The organism is Alloalcanivorax marinus, from assembly GCF_016785095.1.
Lineage (GTDB): Bacteria > Pseudomonadota > Gammaproteobacteria > Pseudomonadales > Alcanivoracaceae > Alloalcanivorax > Alloalcanivorax marinus_A.
In genome coordinates, this window is sequence record NZ_JAEKJB010000008.1 from 127,048 (window position 1) to 143,095 (window position 16,048).

At 64.5% G+C, this 16,048-nt stretch carries 17 protein-coding genes; 4 read left to right on the plus strand and 13 right to left on the minus strand.

The genetic code is table 11. The annotated features are described in order from the left end of the window. Window positions 1-34: 34 nt before the first annotated feature. On the plus strand, window positions 35-685 hold the full coding sequence (gene coq7, locus JF515_RS07570; protein ID WP_203102703.1) for a 2-polyprenyl-3-methyl-6-methoxy-1,4-benzoquinone monooxygenase: 651 nt from the start codon (window positions 35-37) through the stop codon (window positions 683-685). A gap of 13 nt (window positions 686-698) precedes the next feature. Here the strand turns inward: coq7 and speD are convergent, their stop codons facing one another. Together speD and JF515_RS07580 are read right to left on the minus strand one after the other, a co-directional pair. After that, window positions 699-1,502 (minus strand): adenosylmethionine decarboxylase, encoded by an 804-nt coding sequence (gene speD, locus JF515_RS07575; RefSeq protein ID WP_410298089.1) that lies wholly within the window; start codon window positions 1,500-1,502, stop codon window positions 699-701. A gap of 33 nt (window positions 1,503-1,535) precedes the next feature. Then, complete coding sequence (locus JF515_RS07580; RefSeq protein WP_203102705.1) at window positions 1,536-1,955, minus strand: OsmC family protein; 420 nt, start codon at window positions 1,953-1,955, stop codon at window positions 1,536-1,538. A 231-nt stretch (window positions 1,956-2,186) separates the two neighbouring features. Here JF515_RS07580 and crp point away from each other — a divergent pair, with 231 nt between their 5' ends. Then, complete coding sequence (gene crp, locus JF515_RS07585) at window positions 2,187-2,816, plus strand: cAMP-activated global transcriptional regulator CRP (RefSeq protein ID WP_138772954.1); 630 nt, start codon at window positions 2,187-2,189, stop codon at window positions 2,814-2,816. A 117-nt stretch (window positions 2,817-2,933) separates the two neighbouring features. On the opposite strand, the gene trpC is transcribed toward crp, so the two are convergent. Genes trpC through trpE form a run of 4 tightly spaced genes read right to left on the minus strand, consistent with a single transcriptional unit; the run spans window position 2,934 to window position 6,866 of the window. Continuing rightward, the gene (gene trpC, locus JF515_RS07590) at window positions 2,934-3,725 is read right to left on the minus strand and encodes an indole-3-glycerol phosphate synthase TrpC (RefSeq protein ID WP_203102707.1); all 792 of its coding nucleotides are present in this window, start codon (window positions 3,723-3,725) and stop codon (window positions 2,934-2,936) included. An 8-nt stretch (window positions 3,726-3,733) separates the two neighbouring features. Then, window positions 3,734-4,777, minus strand: coding sequence for an anthranilate phosphoribosyltransferase (trpD, locus tag JF515_RS07595; RefSeq protein WP_203102709.1), 1,044 nt, complete (start codon window positions 4,775-4,777; stop codon window positions 3,734-3,736). Continuing rightward, window positions 4,774-5,364, minus strand: coding sequence for an anthranilate synthase component II (locus tag JF515_RS07600; protein WP_238400929.1), 591 nt, complete (start codon window positions 5,362-5,364; stop codon window positions 4,774-4,776). Before JF515_RS07600 ends, trpD begins: the two co-directional genes overlap by 4 nt. Then, the gene (trpE, locus tag JF515_RS07605) at window positions 5,364-6,866 is read right to left on the minus strand and encodes an anthranilate synthase component I (protein WP_203102711.1); all 1,503 of its coding nucleotides are present in this window, start codon (window positions 6,864-6,866) and stop codon (window positions 5,364-5,366) included. The genes JF515_RS07600 and trpE overlap by 1 nt, the downstream gene beginning before the upstream one ends. Before the next feature lie 260 nt (window positions 6,867-7,126). Between trpE and JF515_RS07610 the strand changes: the two genes are divergently transcribed. After that, a complete protein-coding gene (locus JF515_RS07610; RefSeq protein WP_203102713.1) occupies window positions 7,127-7,678 on the plus strand; it encodes a pyridoxamine 5'-phosphate oxidase family protein in 552 nt (183 codons plus the stop codon). Window positions 7,679-7,710: 32 nt separating this feature from the next. Here JF515_RS07610 and JF515_RS07615 read toward each other — a convergent pair whose 3' ends face one another. From JF515_RS07615 to cyoA, 7 genes are read right to left on the minus strand one after another with little or no spacing between them, the layout of a single operon-like run. Beyond that, complete coding sequence (locus tag JF515_RS07615; RefSeq protein ID WP_203102715.1) at window positions 7,711-8,268, minus strand: response regulator transcription factor; 558 nt, start codon at window positions 8,266-8,268, stop codon at window positions 7,711-7,713. Continuing rightward, window positions 8,268-9,572: an ATP-binding protein gene (locus JF515_RS07620; RefSeq protein WP_203102717.1), complete on the minus strand. Its 1,305-nt coding sequence runs from the start codon at window positions 9,570-9,572 to the stop codon at window positions 8,268-8,270. Before JF515_RS07620 ends, JF515_RS07615 begins: the two co-directional genes overlap by 1 nt. Beyond that, window positions 9,550-10,329 carry an SURF1 family protein gene (locus JF515_RS07625; protein ID WP_203102719.1) on the minus strand — a complete coding sequence of 260 codons (780 nt, stop codon included), beginning with the start codon at window positions 10,327-10,329 and terminating at the stop codon, window positions 9,550-9,552. Before JF515_RS07625 ends, JF515_RS07620 begins: the two co-directional genes overlap by 23 nt. Next, window positions 10,322-10,678, minus strand: a complete 357-nt coding sequence (gene cyoD, locus JF515_RS07630; RefSeq protein WP_203102721.1) for a cytochrome o ubiquinol oxidase subunit IV — start codon at window positions 10,676-10,678, stop codon at window positions 10,322-10,324. Before cyoD ends, JF515_RS07625 begins: the two co-directional genes overlap by 8 nt. Beyond that, window positions 10,675-11,316, minus strand: coding sequence for a cytochrome o ubiquinol oxidase subunit III (gene cyoC, locus JF515_RS07635; RefSeq protein ID WP_203102723.1), 642 nt, complete (start codon window positions 11,314-11,316; stop codon window positions 10,675-10,677). The genes cyoD and cyoC overlap by 4 nt, the downstream gene beginning before the upstream one ends. After that, window positions 11,309-13,309: a cytochrome o ubiquinol oxidase subunit I gene (gene cyoB, locus JF515_RS07640; protein ID WP_238400930.1), complete on the minus strand. Its 2,001-nt coding sequence runs from the start codon at window positions 13,307-13,309 to the stop codon at window positions 11,309-11,311. The genes cyoC and cyoB overlap by 8 nt, the downstream gene beginning before the upstream one ends. Window positions 13,310-13,333: 24 nt before the next feature. Next, window positions 13,334-14,356 (minus strand): ubiquinol oxidase subunit II, encoded by a 1,023-nt coding sequence (cyoA, locus tag JF515_RS07645; RefSeq protein ID WP_203102724.1) that lies wholly within the window; start codon window positions 14,354-14,356, stop codon window positions 13,334-13,336. Window positions 14,357-14,583: 227 nt separating this feature from the next. On the opposite strand from cyoA, the gene JF515_RS07650 reads away from it, so the two are divergent. Then, window positions 14,584-15,903 carry an MFS transporter gene (locus JF515_RS07650; protein ID WP_203102726.1) on the plus strand — a complete coding sequence of 440 codons (1,320 nt, stop codon included), beginning with the start codon at window positions 14,584-14,586 and terminating at the stop codon, window positions 15,901-15,903. The last annotated feature ends 145 nt before the right edge of the window (window positions 15,904-16,048 follow it).

Sequence of the window (16,048 nt, forward strand, 5' to 3'; positions counted from 1 at the left end):
TAGCATGCCCCCATCAACTGCCGCGGAGACCGTCATGACCGAGCGACAGCTCTCCCCCCTGGACCGCCTGCTGAGCCGGGTGGACCACGCCATGCGCACCCTGACGCCGGGATCGGCGCGGGCCGGGCGCCAGCCCTCCGGCCTCGACCAGGCCCGTGACGAGGGCCCGCTGTCGGCGCCGGAGCGCCATCATGTCACCGGCCTGATGCGCATCAACCACACCGGCGAAGTGTGCGCCCAGGGGCTGTACCAGGGCCAGGCGAGCACCGCCACCCTGCCCCATGTGCGTCACGCCATGGAAGAGGCGGCCCGCGAGGAAGAAGACCACCTGGCCTGGTGCGAGGACCGCATCCGCGAGCTGGGCGGGGTGCCCAGCCGCCTCAACCCGATTTTCTACGCCATGAGCTATGCCCTGGGCGCCGGCGCCGGGCTGGCCGGGGACCGATGGAGCCTGGGGTTCGTGGCGGAAACGGAGAATCAGGTGGTGCGCCACCTGGAGGATCATCTGCAGCGCCTGCCCGCCCACGATCGCCGCAGCCGGGCCATTCTCACGCAGATGCGCAGCGATGAACTCAAGCACGCCGTCACCGCCAGCGACGCCGGCGGGGCGCCGCTGCCGCCGCCGATCCGGGGCGCGATGACGGTGATGAGCAAGGTGATGACCTTCACCACCTACAGGATCTAGTTATCCGTCTTTCCTAGAGATTACGGCTGTAGAAGATTTCCAGCATTTCGGTCTGCAGCCGCTCGCGGATGTCCCGCAATTCGTGCTGATCGAATTCATCGCTGCCGGCGCCGAACAGGTAGTTGTTCAGGTCGAAGTCCTTGAGCAACATCTTGGTGTGGAAGATGTTCTCCTGGTACACGTTCACATCGATCATCTGGTAGGCGTTCTGGGTATCCTCGGTGAGGAAGTTCTGGATCGAGTTGATGTCGTGATCGATGTAGTGCTTGGTGCCATCCAGATCGCGGGTCATGCCGCGCACCCGGTAGTCGATGGTGACGATGTCGGAATCGAAGCTGTGGATCAGGTAATTGAGCGCGCGCAGCGGTGAAATCACCCCGCAGGTGGACACGTCCACGTCCACCCGGAAGGTGGAAATGCCGTTGTCCGGGTGCGATTCCGGGTAGGTGTGCACGGTCACGTGGCTCTTGTTGAGGTGCGCCACCACGGAATCCGGCAGCGGCCCCGGCGCCTCCTCATCCCAGTCCTCGCCGGAAGGCGGGGTCTCGTGCTCGGCGATCAGCATGGTGACGCTGGCCCCCTGCGGATCATAGTCCTGGCGCGCGATATTAAGGATATTGGCGCCAATAATCCGGGTCACGTTGGTGAGGATCTCGGTGAGCCGCTCGGCATTGTAGAGCTCATCGATGTACTCGATGTACTCCTTGCGGTGTTGCTCGGTCTTCGCGTAAGCGATGTCGAAAATGTTGAAACTCAGGGATTTGGTCAGGTTATTGAAACCATGGACCGAAATCTTGGGATTGGGATCTTTCACCACGGCGTTTCCCCGCTGACCGTTGCTACCGCGTTATCAGGATTCAATGGTATAGCTGTGGGTGACCTCGACGCCACCACGGCTGAGCATGATGGCGGCGGAGCAGTATTTCTCCGCGGACAATTCCACCGCCCGCTTGACGTGATTTTCCTTGAGGTTATGGCCGGCGATCACGAAATGCAGGTGAATTTTGGTGAACACGGCGGGAATCTCGTCCTCGGCGCGCTCCGCGCTCAGCTCGCACCGGCAGGCGGTCACGTCCTGGCGGGCCTTGCCCAGGATGTGTACCACGTCGAAGCTGGAGCAGCCACCCAGGCCCATGAGCACGGTCTCCATCGGGCGCGCGCCCCGGTTCTGGCCACCGTGGTCCGGCGGGCCATCCATGAGGATCCTGTGCCCGGTGCCGGACTCGGCCTCGAAACAGACATCACCCTGCCATTCAACCACCGCTTTCATTCGCGTTCTCCTGATCGGACCATCCCGCAATGGGCGCGCAGACTACCATACCCGGGGGCGGCGCCATAGCCCGCGCGTGGCGCGGCGTGGCGGGATACGGCAGACTGTGCGACGTGTCCCTTGGCAGCCACGTGAAAAAAAGGCAAACTCCCTTAGCTTAAGTTGCTACTACTTTTTTCCGGCCCAGCAACGTGCCTGCGACAGCAACGCCTTATTAAGCAAAGAGTGCCCATGAGCGACGGAAATAAGATAATCCCAAACCTGGATCGGTTTCTCGCCAATTGCCATCGGCGAAAATACCCGGCGAAAAGCACCATCATCTACGCGGGTGATGAGTCAGACGCCCTTTATTACATCCTCAAGGGTTCGGTGACCGTCATGATCGAGGACGACGATGGTCGCGAAATGATCATGGCCTACCTGAACGCGGGGGATTTCTTCGGGGAGATGGGGCTGTTCGAGGCGGAACCGTCCCGTTCCGCCTGGGTCAAGGCGAAAACCGAGTGCGAGGTGGCCGAGGTCAGCTACGCCAAGTTCCGCCAATTGACCCGCGAGGACGCCGATATCCTGTTCGCGGTCTCCGCCCAGATCGCCGGGCGCCTGCGCGCCACCACCCGCAAGGTGGGCGATCTGGCGTTCCTGGACGTCACCGGCCGGGTCGCCGGCACGCTGCTGGATCTGTGCAAGCAGCCCGACGCCATGACCCACCCGGACGGCATGCAGATCAAGGTCACCCGCCAGGAGATCGGTCGTATCGTCGGCTGCTCCCGGGAGATGGTGGGCCGGGTGCTCAAGAACCTGGAAGAACAGGGCCTGGTCTCCGTCAAGGGCAAGACCATGGTGGTGTACGGCACCCGCTGACCCCGACCGACCCGGCTGCCGCGGCAGCGGTTTCAGCCACGATGGCCCGGCGATATCACGCCGCCGGGGTGGCCAGGAATCGCGGCCGCTCCCGCCGGGCGTTTCAGCCCTCTCGCCTCAGAAGAACAGCGCCTTCAGCGCGGCCCCCGGGTCACCGGCTTTCATGAAGGCCTCGCCCACCAGAAAGCCATTGATGCCATTATCGCGCATCAGACGCACGTCATCGCGGCCATGGATACCGCTTTCCGTGATCACCAGATGGTCACCGGGTACCTGGCCGGCCAGTTCCAGCGTGGTATCCAGGCGCGTCTCGAAGGTGCGCAGATCCCGGTTGTTGATGCCCACCAGCTCGATATTGAGCTTCATGGCCCGCTCCAGTTCCTCCGCCGAATGCACTTCCACCAGCACATCGCAACCGGTCCGCTGGGCGGCGTGATAAAGCTCATCAAGCTGGGCGTCGGACAGCGCCGCGACGATCAGCAACACGGCGTCGGCGCCCATCGCGCGGCTCTGGAAGATCTGCCACGGATCGATCATGAAATCCTTGCGCAGCACCGGAAGTCGCACCGCGTTGCGGGCGGCGCGCAGGTAGTCCTCATGGCCCTGGAAGAACTCCTCGTCGGTGAGCACCGACAGCGCGCTGGCGCCGGCTTCCTCATAGCGCCGGGCGATGTCCACCGGGTCGAAGTCCTCGCGGATCACGCCCTTGCTGGGCGAGGCCTTCTTGATCTCCGCGATCACCGCCGGTCGCCGCTCGGCGACACTGCGGTACAGGGCGGCGGCGAACCCGCGGGCCTTGCCTTGATTCTTCGCCATGGCCTCGAAATCGCCAATCGTGTAGTGCTGCTGACCGGCGTGGATTTCCGCGCGTTTACGCTCGATGATCCGGTCCAGAATGTTCTCACTCATGGTTCGCTCTACACCTCCTCTTTGAGGGCGAATGTGAATTGCGCCAGTTCGCGCATGCGTTCCGCCGCCTCGCCATTGTGGACCAGATCCTCCGCCATCCGAACCCCTTCCTCGAGGGTGCGGGTCACCCCGGCCACATAGATGGCGGCACCGGCGTTCAGGGCGATCATGTCGGCGGCCTTGGCGGCGTGCTCGCCCTTGCGCTTGCCGAAGGCGTCGCGAATCAGCGCCAGCGAGGCCTGGGGGTCGGTGACGTCCAGGCCCACCAGGGAATCGGACTCCATGCCCACGTCTTCCGGCGTCAGGGTGTAGGTCTCCACGGCGCCGTTCTTGAATTCCGCCACCTGGGTGCGCGCGGCCAGGCTGATCTCATCAAGCCCGTCCAGGCCATGCACCACCATCACATGCTCGGCGCCCAGGCGACCCAGCACCTCGGCCATGGGCCGGCACAACTTGTCGGAGAACACCCCCACCACCAGACGCCGTACCCCGGCGGGGTTGGTCATCGGCCCGAGAATATTAAACAGGGTACGCATGCCCAGTTCCTTGCGCGGGCCGATGGCGTACTTCATGGCGCCGTGGTGGGCTGGAGCGAACATGAAGCCGACCCCGACCCCGTCGATGCAACGCGCGATCTCCGCCGGGCTCAGGTCGAGGCGGATACCGGCGGCCTCGAGCAGATCCGCGGACCCGCTGCGCGAACTCACCGAGCGACCGCCGTGCTTGGCCACCCGGCAGCCGGCCGCGGCGGCCACGAACGCACTGGCGGAGGACACATTGAACAGGTTGGCGCCGTCACCGCCGGTGCCGACGATGTCCACCAGATGGCGGCGGTTTTCCACCTCCACCGGAGTCACCAGCTCACGCATCACCATGGCGGCACCGGTGATTTCATCCAGGGATTCGCTCTTCATGCGCAGCCCCACCAGGAAGCCGCCGATCTGGGCATCGGTGGCGCCACCGGTCATGATCTCGCGCATTACGTCCTGCATCTGCTCGATGGTCAGGTCGATGTGATCCACCACGGTGGCCAGGGCTTCCTTGATGTTCATGCGCTCTCTCCCTTCAGGAAGTTGTTGAGCAGGTCGTGACCGTGCTCGGTGAGAATCGATTCCGGATGGTACTGCACCCCTTCCAGGGGCAGGTCCCTGTGGCGCATGCCCATGATCTCGTCCATGCCGCCGTCGTCGTCCCGGGTCCAGGCGGTGATTTCGAAGCAGTCCGGCAGAGTGGCTTTGTCCACCACCAGCGAATGATAGCGGGTCGCCACGTAGGGGCTCGGCAGACCACGGAACACGCCCTGGCCGGTGTGGTACACCGGCGAGGTCTTACCGTGCATCACGGTGCGCGCGCGCACCACCTTGCCCCCGAACGCCTGCCCCAGCGCCTGATGGCCGAGACACACCCCGAGAATCGGCAGCTTGCCGGCGAAATGCTTGATCGCCGCCACCGAGATGCCCGCTTCATTGGGTGTACACGGGCCGGGGGAGATCATCAACCGGTCGGCATTGAGCGCTTCCATGCCGGCCAGGTCGATGCGGTCGTTGCGGTGCACCAGCACCTCGGCGCCCAATTCCTGCAGGTACTGCACCAGGTTGTAGGTGAAGCTGTCGTAGTTGTCGATCATCAGCACGCGCATTATTTGCCCTCCCCATTCTGTTGGGCGGCGTCCAGGTCGAGCCCGCCCAGGGCCATGTTCACCGCGCGGAACACGGCGCGCGCCTTGTTCATGGTTTCCTTCCATTCCAGGTCGGGCACCGAATCGGCGACGATGCCGCCGCCGGCCTGCACGTACAGCCGACCATCCTTGACCACCGCGGTGCGAATGGCGATGGCCATGTCCATATCGTCGTTGAAGCCGATATAGCCCACCGCGCCGCCGTAGACGCCGCGCTTGGTGGGCTCCAGCTCATCGATGATTTCCATCGCGCGGATCTTGGGGGCACCGCTCAGGGTGCCCGCCGGGAAGGTGGCGGCCAGCACCTCCAGGGGACCAAGCCCCTTGCGCAGCGTGCCTTCCACATTGGAAACGATGTGCATGACGTGGGAATAGCGCTCGATCTCCATGTTGCCGGTAACCCGTACCTTGCCGGGCTCGGCCACCCGGCCCACGTCATTGCGGCCCAGGTCGATCAGCATCAGGTGCTCGGCGCGCTCCTTGGGATCGGCGAGCAGCTCCTCCTCCAGCTCCTTGTCCCGCTCCGGCGTGGCACCCCGTTTGCGGGTGCCGGCGATGGGCCGCACCGTGACCTGGTCGTCCTCCACCCGGGTGAGGATCTCCGGCGAGGAGCCGGCGATGTGGAAGTCCTCCAGGTCCAGGTAGAACATGTAAGGCGACGGATTCAGGTAACGCAGCGCCCGGTACAAATCGATGGCCGGGGCCGGAAAATCACAGCTCATGCGCTGGGCCGGCACCACCTGCATGACGTCGCCGGCAAGGATGTACTCACGGATTTTCTCCACCGCCGCGGCGTGCCGGTCGCGGGGAAACTCGGAGACAAAATCGCTCTCGTCCACCGGCGCGCCGTGGACGCGGTGCTCCGGTTCCGGCAGGGGCGCGCGCAGTTTGCGCTCCAGTTCCTCCAGGCGCGCCTCGGCGCGGGCCAGGGCGCCGGCCTCCGCCGGGTCCACGTGCACCACCAGGAAGAGGCTGCCGCGCAGGTTGTCGAACACCACCACTTCCTCGGAGCGCATCAGCAGGATATCCGGCACGCCGAGCACGTCCTCGCCGGGGGCCGGCCCCAGGCGCGGCTCGAAGTAGCGCACGCTGTCGTAGCCGAAGTAGCCCACCAGGCCACCATTGAAACGGGGCAGACCGGGCACGTCCGGGGTGCGGTAGCGCCGACGGTATTCCTCGATCCAGGCGATCGGATCGTCGCGCTCGAAGGCCTCGCGGCCGCCCTCGCCTTCCACCACGATGTGGGTGCCGGTGATACGCACCACCTCCCGGGCCGGCAGCCCGATGATGGAATAGCGGCCCCAGCGCTCGCCGCCCTGCACGGATTCGAACAGGTAGCTGTAGGGGCCGGCGGCCAGTTTGCGGTAGGCGGACAGCGGCGTGTCCAGATCCGCCAGCACTTCACGTACCACGGGTACGCGGGTAAAGCCCTGGCGGGCGGCATCGTCCAGATTAGGTGACATGGTGGTCCCCGGTTTTTATTCAGGTGTCGGATTGTAACGAAAACAAAGGGTCGCCGTTATCGGCGGGCACGCCGGGAGCGGCGCGCGAGGGCAAGCGTCACCATCGCCAGCGGGCGGGAGAGAAGGCAGGCAGCGGATTGTTTGATCTGGGGTGGATCACCGCGAACATCCTGGGCAAAAGCGACAGTGCCAGGATTCTAGCCCGCGAAACGGCCAAATGCCAATGGCGAAGGGGCCCCGGCGCCCTCATACTGAGCGCCATGACACAACCGCATTCCTGGACCGATTGGTTCGACGCCACCCGGGCCGCCGCGCCCCATTGTTTCATGCAGATCGCCACCGTGGCCGCCGACGGCGCCCGTTGCCGCACCCTGACCCTGCGCGAGCGCCATGGCACCGGCCTGTGGTTCACCACCGACCAACGCAGCGACAAGGTCACCGAACTGCGCCGCCAGCGCCGCGCCAGCGAGGGCCCGCCCCGGGCCGAGGCCTGCTGGTACGACCTCACCAGCCGCGTCCAGTGGCGCTTTCGCGGCCCGATCCGCTTGCTGCTGCCCGGCGACCACCCGGACGACTGCCAGCGACTGTGGGAGCGGATCGGCGACGCTGACCGGGCGCGTTTCCATGGCCCGCCGCCGGGCAGTGTTTATCAAGGACCGCCGCCGGAGCCAGCGCCGTGCATCGCCGGGAATTTTTCGATTCTGGTGCTGGATGCGGAGCGGGTGGACGTACTGGAACTGGCCAGCGAGCCGCACAGGCACTGGCGCTATCAGGGCGTCGACGACACCGCCCCCACCCGCCTGATGCCGTGACCTTTCAAACGCCCCGGAAACGGGGCGGCGGATTATTTGATCTGGCGCTTGCCCAGCTTGCGGGCCAGGGTGCGGCGGTGCATGCCCAGGCGGCGGGCGGTTTCGGAAATATTGAAGCCGGTTTCCGCCAGGGTCTGGTGGATGCGCTCCCATTCCAGGGTCTTGATGGAGGTGGGCCGGCCTTCCACCGCCACCTCGGTGCTGCCGTCGGCGCGCTCGAAGGCGGCTTCGATGTCATCGGTGTTGGAGGGCTTGGCCAGGTAATGGCAGGCGCCCAGCTTAATCGCCTCCACCGCGGTGGCGATGCTGGCGTAACCGGTGAGCACCACGATCAGCATCTCCGGGTCATGGTCGTGGAGGGCCTGCACGCAGGTCAGGCCGGAGGCGTCGCCCTTGAGCTTGAGGTCCACCACCGCGTAGCCGGGCCGGTAGTCGGCCAGGGTTTCCGCCAGCCCGTCCATGCCTTCCAGGGACCGCACCGCGTAGCCGCGCCGCTCGAAGGAACGGCCCAGGGTGCGCGCCAGAGCGGCGTCATCCTCGACGATCAGCAACCGCCGGGCATCCTCGGCGAGACCGGTATCGCCACTCATCAGGGTTCTCCTTCCTGCTCGTCTTCCAGCATGATCGCCGCCAGCGGCAGGGTCAGCACCACCTCGGCGCCGCCCTGGGGCCGGTTGTGGGCGCGCACGCCACCACCCAGGGTACGCGCCACGTTGACCACCAGGAACAGGCCCAGGCCGCTGCCCGGGCGCCCCTTGGTGGACTGATAGGGTCGTCCCAGGCGGGTCAACATGGCGTCGCTGAAGCCGGGGCCGTCGTCGCTGACCGCCAGCACCAGGGCGTCGCCGTCACGGCGCACGGTCAAGGTGACACGCTCGCGGGCCGCCTCCAGGGCGTTGTCGAGCATATTATAAAGGCTCTGCTTGATGGCCGAATCGGACACAATGTCCACGTCCTCGCCGAAACGATCGTGGAACGAGAAGGTATTCACCGGCCGGCTGCCGCGCCACTCCTCGACGATGTCGTTGAGGAAGGCGTGCACCGTGGTTTCCTCGGAGGACTCGCCGCGCGCCTCGCCGGCGGACAGCAGAATACCGCTGACGATGGATTTGCAGCGCTGTACCTGGGTCTGCATCTCGCCGATTTCCTGGCGCAGGTCCGGGTCGTTCTTTAACACCGGCATATGCTTCCAGTCACCGAGGATCACCGCCAGGGTGGACAGCGGGGTGCCCAGTTCATGGGCGGCGCCGGAGGCGAGCAGCCCCATGCGCACGATGTGCTCCTCCTCCGCGGCGCGCTGGCGCAGGTCCGCCAGCCGCTCGTCGCGCTCGCGGCGGTTGCGGGTAATGCGCGAGATGAACACCACCAGCAGCACGGCGTTGAGCACGAAGCAGATCAACATGCCCTGAATGTAGAGGCTGAACGGACCACGCTCATAATCCGGCGGCAGGGTGAGCGGGCGTCCGGCGAATTCCAATGAGACAAAACAGGCCGCGGTGATCAGCACGATGGCCCAGGTGGACCAGGCCTCAAGCAACACCGCCGCCAGCACCACCTGCAGCAAATAAAGAAAAATAAAGGGATTGGTGGCGCCGCCGCTGAGCCCCAGCTGCAAGGTCAGGGTGGCCACGTCCACCAGCAATGCCAGGAACAGCTCGCCATTGCTGACATCCCGGCGCACCAGCTTCAGGCGCAGCATGCTGACGCCGTTGAAAACCACCAGGCCGGCCAGCACCGCCAGCATGTAATGCATCGGCAGCGCCACCTTGAACACCAGGTGGGCCACCAGGATGGTGCCGATCTGGCCGAGCACCGCGATCCAGCGCAGCTGGATCAACTGCTGCATGTTCTTGCGGCCGGTGCCGTCGTGATCAGTGTGAGCCGGTGTGCTCATGGTCGTCGTCTCCCTGGTCCCCGGGCCGGAACTCCTGACGCGCGGTATAGAGCGCGCCGGCGGCCACCATCAGGGCGAGGATATACCAGGTAATGGCGTAGACCAGATGATTGTTGTGGAACTCGATCACCGTGAGGCCCGGCACCGGGCCGGCTTCGGGGGCGGCGTCCGGGTCGCCGGTGACGTCCACGAAGTAGGGCGCCACTGGCGCCAGTCCTCGGGCCTCGGCGATGGCGGCCACGTCACGGGAATACCAGCGGTCGGCGGCGGGCTCGTTGTCACGCAGGAAGCCGCCACCGGGCTGGCTGAGACGCAGCAGACCAGTGACGTTGACCGGCCCTTGCGGGCGCGCGTAATCGGCGTCGCGGCCGGCCACGAAACCCCGGTTGATCAGCACCAGGGTACCGTCGTCACGGCGCAGAGGGGTCATCACCCAATAGCCGCTGCCCAGGCGGGTGGCGGCCTGAACCAGGGTATCGCGGTCGTGCAGGTAGGTACCGCGCAGGCGCACCGGACGGTATTCGTCGCGGTCCTCGTTGACGCCGTCCCAGTCCATCGGCCGGGGCGCGGCCAGCGGGTCCGCGTGGACCCGCTCATCAACGCGCTGGATCAGATCCAGCTTCCAGGCGCGGCGCTCCACCTGCCACTGCCCCAGAGCCAGAAATCCGACGAAGGCGCCCAGGGCCAACAGGCCCCAAACCCCCCTCGCCACCCAGCGGCGGGCGCTCACCGGAGCGCCGCGGCCGTGGTTAGCCATACTCCTTCATCAAGCCGGGCATCATGTTCACGTTGAGGTGGTACATCACCCACAACGAGCCGGCCAGGGCGATGAAGACGATCACCGAGGTAAAGATCAGCGCCAGCATGTTCCAGCCACCCTCGGACTGGAAGTTCATGTGCAGGAAATAAATCATGTGCACGACAATCTGCACCGCCGCGAAACCGAGGATCACCAGGGCGGTCATGCCGGTGTCCTTGATCACGTCGGCCATCACCAGCCAGAACGGGATGGCGGTGAGAATCACCGACAGCACGAAACCGGTCATGTAGCCCTTGAAGGTGCTGTGCGGCATGTCCCCGCCGTGATGATCGTTGGACCCACTCATGGCAGCACTCCCATCAGATATACGAAGGTGAAGACGCCGATCCAGACCACGTCCAGGAAATGCCAGAACATGGACAGGCAGAACAGGCGGCGCTGGTTCTCCGGAATCAGACCATGCTTCTTGAGCTGGAACAGCAGGGTCACCAGCCACACGATGCCGAACAGCACATGCAGACCGTGGGTGCCGACCAGGCCAAAGAAAGAGCTCAGGAAGCCGCTGCGCCAGGGGCCCGCGCCCTCGTGGATCAGGTGGTTGAACTCATACAGCTCCAGGCCCAGGAAGCCGGCGCCGAGCAGGCCGGTGATCGCCAGCCAGACCATGGTGCCGCGCAGGTGATTGGCCTGCATTCTGAGCATGGCGAAGCCATAGGTGATCGACGACAGCAGCAGCAGACTGGTGTTCATCGCCACCAGCGGCAGGTCGAACAGCTCCATGCCGGTGGGACCGTCCGCGTAGCTGCGCCCCAGTACGCCGTAGGTGGCGAACAGACTGGCGAAGATCAGACAGTCGCTCATCAGGTAGATCCAGAAGCCCAGCAGAGTGCCGGTCTCCGGATGATGCTCGGTGGTCTCGTGGAACTGCAGCGGCTCGCCGCGCTCCGCGTTACCGGCCAGGGTGTCGTGCGTGGTCTCAGACATGGTTCGCAAGCATCCGTGTACGGTTCGCCTCGATCCCGGCCACTTCGTCGGCCGGAATGTGATAGTCGCGGTCATAGTTGAAGGTATGACCGATGGCCACCGCCAGCAGGGCCAGGAAGCTGATGCCCGCCAGCAGCCACATGTGCCAGATCAACGCGAAGCCCAGCACCGTGGCGATGCCCGCCAGAATGATCCCGGCGCCGGTGTTCTTGGGCATGTGGATCGGCAGGAAGCCTTCCTCGGGCCGCTTGTAGCCGTGTTCCTTCATCTGCCACCAGGCATCCATATCGTGCACGCGCGGCGTGAAGGCAAAGTTGTAGTAAGGCGGCGGCGAGGAGGTGGACCACTCCAGGGTGCGGCCGTGCCAGGGGTCGCCGGTTTCGTCGCGCAGTTCGTCGCGGCGACGGTAGCTGACCACCAGTTGGATCAGGAAGCTGGCGATGCCGATGGCGATCAGGAAGGCCCCGAAGGCGGCGATGATGAACCAGATCTGCACGGACGGATCGTCGAAGTGGTTCATGCGTCGGGTCACGCCCATCAGGCCGAGCACGTAGAGCGGCATGAAGGCGAAATAGAAACCGATGGTCCAGAACCAGAAGGACATCTTGCCCCAGAACGGGTCCAGCTTGTAACCGAACGCCTTCGGATACCAGTAGGTGATGCCGGCGAACATGCCGAACAGCACACCACCAATGATCACGTTATGGAAATGCGCCACCAGGAACAGACTGTTGTGCAACACGAAGTCCGCCGGCGGCACCGCCAGCAGCACCCCGGTCATGCCACCGATCACGAAGGTGATGATGAAGCCCAGGGTCCACAGCATCGGCACTTCCATCTCGATGCGACCGCGATACATGGTGAACAGCCAGTTGAACACCTTCGCCCCGGTGGGGATCGAGATGATCATGGTGGTGATGCCGAAGAACGAGTTCACCGTCGGCCCGGAGCCCATGGTGAAGAAATGGTGCAGCCATACCAGGTAGGACAGCACGGTGATCACCACGGTGGCGTAAACCATGGAGGCATAGCCGAACAGGCGCTTGCGCGAGAAGGTGGAGACGATCTCGGAGAACACGCCGAACGCGGGCAGCACCAGGATGTACACTTCCGGGTGACCCCAAATCCAGATCAGGTTGATGTACATCATCACGTTGCCGCCCAGATCGCTGGTAAAAAAGGCGGTACCGAGATAACGATCCAGGGCGAGCATGGCGAGCACGGCGGTCAGCACCGGGAAGGCGGCCACGATCAGCACGTTGGTGCACAGGGCGGTCCAGGAGAACACCGGCATGCGCATCAGCGACATACCCGGGGCCCGCATCTTGACGATGGTGACCAGCAGGTTGACCCCCGATAGCAAGGTGCCCACCCCGGCCAGCTGTAGCGACCATATGTAATAGTCCACGCCGACGCCGGGGCTCTTTATGATGCCCGACACCGGTGGATAGGCAAGCCAGCCGGTCTTGGCGAATTCCCCCACGAACAGGGACGCCATCACCAGCACCGCGCCGCTGGTGGTCATCCAGAAGCTGAAGTTGTTGAGGAACGGGAAGGCCACGTCGCGGGCACCGATCTGCAACGGCACCACATAGTTCATGATGCCGGTGATCATCGGCATGGCGACGAAGAAGATCATGATCACGCCATGGGCGGTGAAGATCTGGTCGTAGTGGTCCGGCGGCAAATAGCCGGCGGCGTCACCGACCGCCCAGGCCTGCTGGATGCGCATCAGGATGGCATCGGAGAAGCCGCGCAGCAGCATGACGATGGCCAGCACCATGTACATGATGCCGATTTTCTTGTGGTCGATGCTGGTGAACCACTCGCTCCACAAATAGCCCCATGCCTTCTTGTAGGTGATGAACCCCAGCAAGGCCAGGCCACCGAGGGCCACCATCACGAAGGTCACGATCAGAATGGGCTCGTGATACGGGATCGACTCCAGAGTGAGGCGACCGAAGATCAACTTTGTCAGATCCAATTCAGACATTTCGTATACCGACGCTGGAAGCGTTTACTGATTGAGGGACCGGCCGTTGTCACCGGCCATGGTCAGATCCAGAAGTTCGCGCACCTCTTTCTCGCTACCGGCTTCGCGATCACGGGGATCACCGGCGATGCACATGGTCAGGCCCAGTTCCGTGAAGGCCATCATTTCGTCCATGCAGACGTCACCGGACTCCAGGCAGCGGTTGAGAATGTCGTGGTAGAGCGTCTCGTCCGCGCTGGCGTAGTAGGTGACCGGATTGGCCTGGCTGGGTTGCTCGAGCTCGCGATAAACGTCGCGGGTCAGCGCGTTGGGGCTGGCCTTGACCTTGGCGATCCAGGCATCGAAGTCCTCATCGCTGAGGCCGTGGAACTTAAAGCGCATATCCGAGAAACCGGCGCCGCTGTAGTTGGCGGAGAAACCGTCATAAACGCCGACCTCATTGATCACCGCGTGCAGCTTGGTTTCCATGCCGGCCATGGAATAGATCTGCCCCGCCAGCGCCGGAATGAAGAACGAGTTCATGGCGCCTTCGGAGGTGATCTTGAAGCGGATCGGCCGGTCCACCGGGGCGGCCAGTTCGTTGACCACCGCCACGTTCTGTTCCGGATAGAAGAACAGCCATTTCCAATCCAGTGACACCACCTCGATGACCAGCGGCTCCACGCCCTCCGGCACCGGCCGGTTGGCGTCGATACGCTCCAGCGGACGGTAGGGGTCGAGCTTGTGGGTGCTCACCCAGGTCATGGCGCCCAGCGCGATGATGATCATCAGGGGCGCGCCCCAGATCACCAGTTCCAGAACCGTGGAATGGTCCCAGTCGGGCTTGTAGGTGGCGTTCCTGCCCGCCCGGTAACGGAAGGCGAACACCAGGGTGAGGATGATGACCGGCACGATCACCAGCAACATCAGGAAGGTGGCCCAGAGAATCAGGTCGCGCTGCTGGGCGGCGATATCGCCGGACGGCGACATCAACACCAGGTCACAGCCACTCATCAGGGCGGCGGCGATCAGGACGGGGATTAAACGCAAAAACTTGAATAGATGCATTGCCGGATCATACAGACGTGGCCCAGGGTGCGGCGCACTCTACCCGCCGTGAAGGCCGGCGGGAATTGGACATTTTGTCCCATGGCGGCGGCGCGCGTTTCAGGCGAGACTTCGCACGCGCGACAATAATGATACGGTGCACCGTACGGGGGCTGGATTTACTTCGCCGCCGGGGCCAGCATACTCTCAATATATTCCAATAAACCAGCACGCAGCGAGACCGGATCATGTCCAGCACCTACGAACCAGCTCTGACCGACGCCCCCCGGGGGCCCGCCGCGGACCGCGCCAGCGTGGCGCCCGGCGAAATCGCCGTGGGGGTAGTGGTTGGCCGCACCTCCGAATACTTCGACTTCTTCGTCTACGGCATCGCCTCGGTGCTGGTGTTCCCGTCGGTGTTCTTCCCCTTCGCCGACCGGCTCGACGGCACGCTCTATTCCTTCGTGGTGTTCTCCTTCGCGTTCATCGCCCGCCCTTTCGGCACCGCCCTGTTCATGAACATCCAGCGGCGCTGGGACCGCAGCGTCAAACTCACCACCTCGCTGTTCCTGCTCGGCACCGCCACCGCCGGCATCGCCTTCCTGCCCGGCTACGAGACCCTGGGCGGCTTCTCGATCCTGCTCCTGGCGCTGTTCCGCATCCTGCAGGGCGTGGCGCTGGGCGGCTCCTGGGATGGCCTGCCCTCACTGCTGGCGCTGAACGCCCCCCGCGAGCGGCGCAGCTGGTACGCCATGCTCGGCCAGCTTGGCGCGCCGATCGGCTTCCTGGTGGCCAGCGCCCTGTTCCTGTTCCTGTTCTCCAGCCTGGCCAGCAGCGACTTCCTGGGCTGGGGCTGGCGCTACCCGTTCTTCGTCGCCTTCGCCATCAACGTGGTGGCCCTGTTCGCCCGGCTGCGGCTGGTGGTGACCCACGAATACACCGAGGCCCTGGAAGAGCGTGAACTGGAGCCCCTGGGCACCCGGGAAATGCTGCGCAAGCAGGGCTACAACATCTTCATCGGCTCCTTCGCCGCCCTCGCCAGTTATGCATTGTTCCACATGGTGACCATCTTCCCGTTGTCCTGGATCAACCTGGGCGACACCCAGGCGATCAGCAACGTGCTGGCGATCCAGATCGTCGGCGCCCTGATCGGCATGGGCGGAACGGTGTTCTCCGGCTGGATCGCCGACCGCATCGGCAAACGCACCACGGTAGCCACCCTGGCGGTGCTGATTGGCGTGTTCAGCCTGTTCACGCCGATGCTGATGGACGGCTCGCCGCTGCAGCAGGACCTGTTCATCCTGATCGGCTTCGCGCTGCTGGGCGTGTCCTACGGCCAGGCCTCCGGCACCGTGACCGCCAACTTCGAACGCCGCTTCCGCTACACCGGCGCCGCCCTCACCTCCGACTTCGCCTGGCTGTTCGGCGCCGCCTTCGCGCCCCTGGTGGCCCTGGGGCTATCGGCCAAATTCGGCCTTGCCTACGTCAGCGTCTACCTGCTCTCCGGCGTGATCTGCACCCTGCTGGCCCTGCGCATCAACCGCCGCCTGGAAACCGGCGAGCCCTGACCGGACAGCGCCAGGCAAAGGGCGCACACTAAAAAGGCGGCGAGGGAGTACCCCCGCCGCCTTTTTTGTCACTGCGATAAAGACCGCCGCAGGAGCGGCTTCAGCCGCGATTCATGGCGTTCCCGGAAGGGGGACCATGACGAGG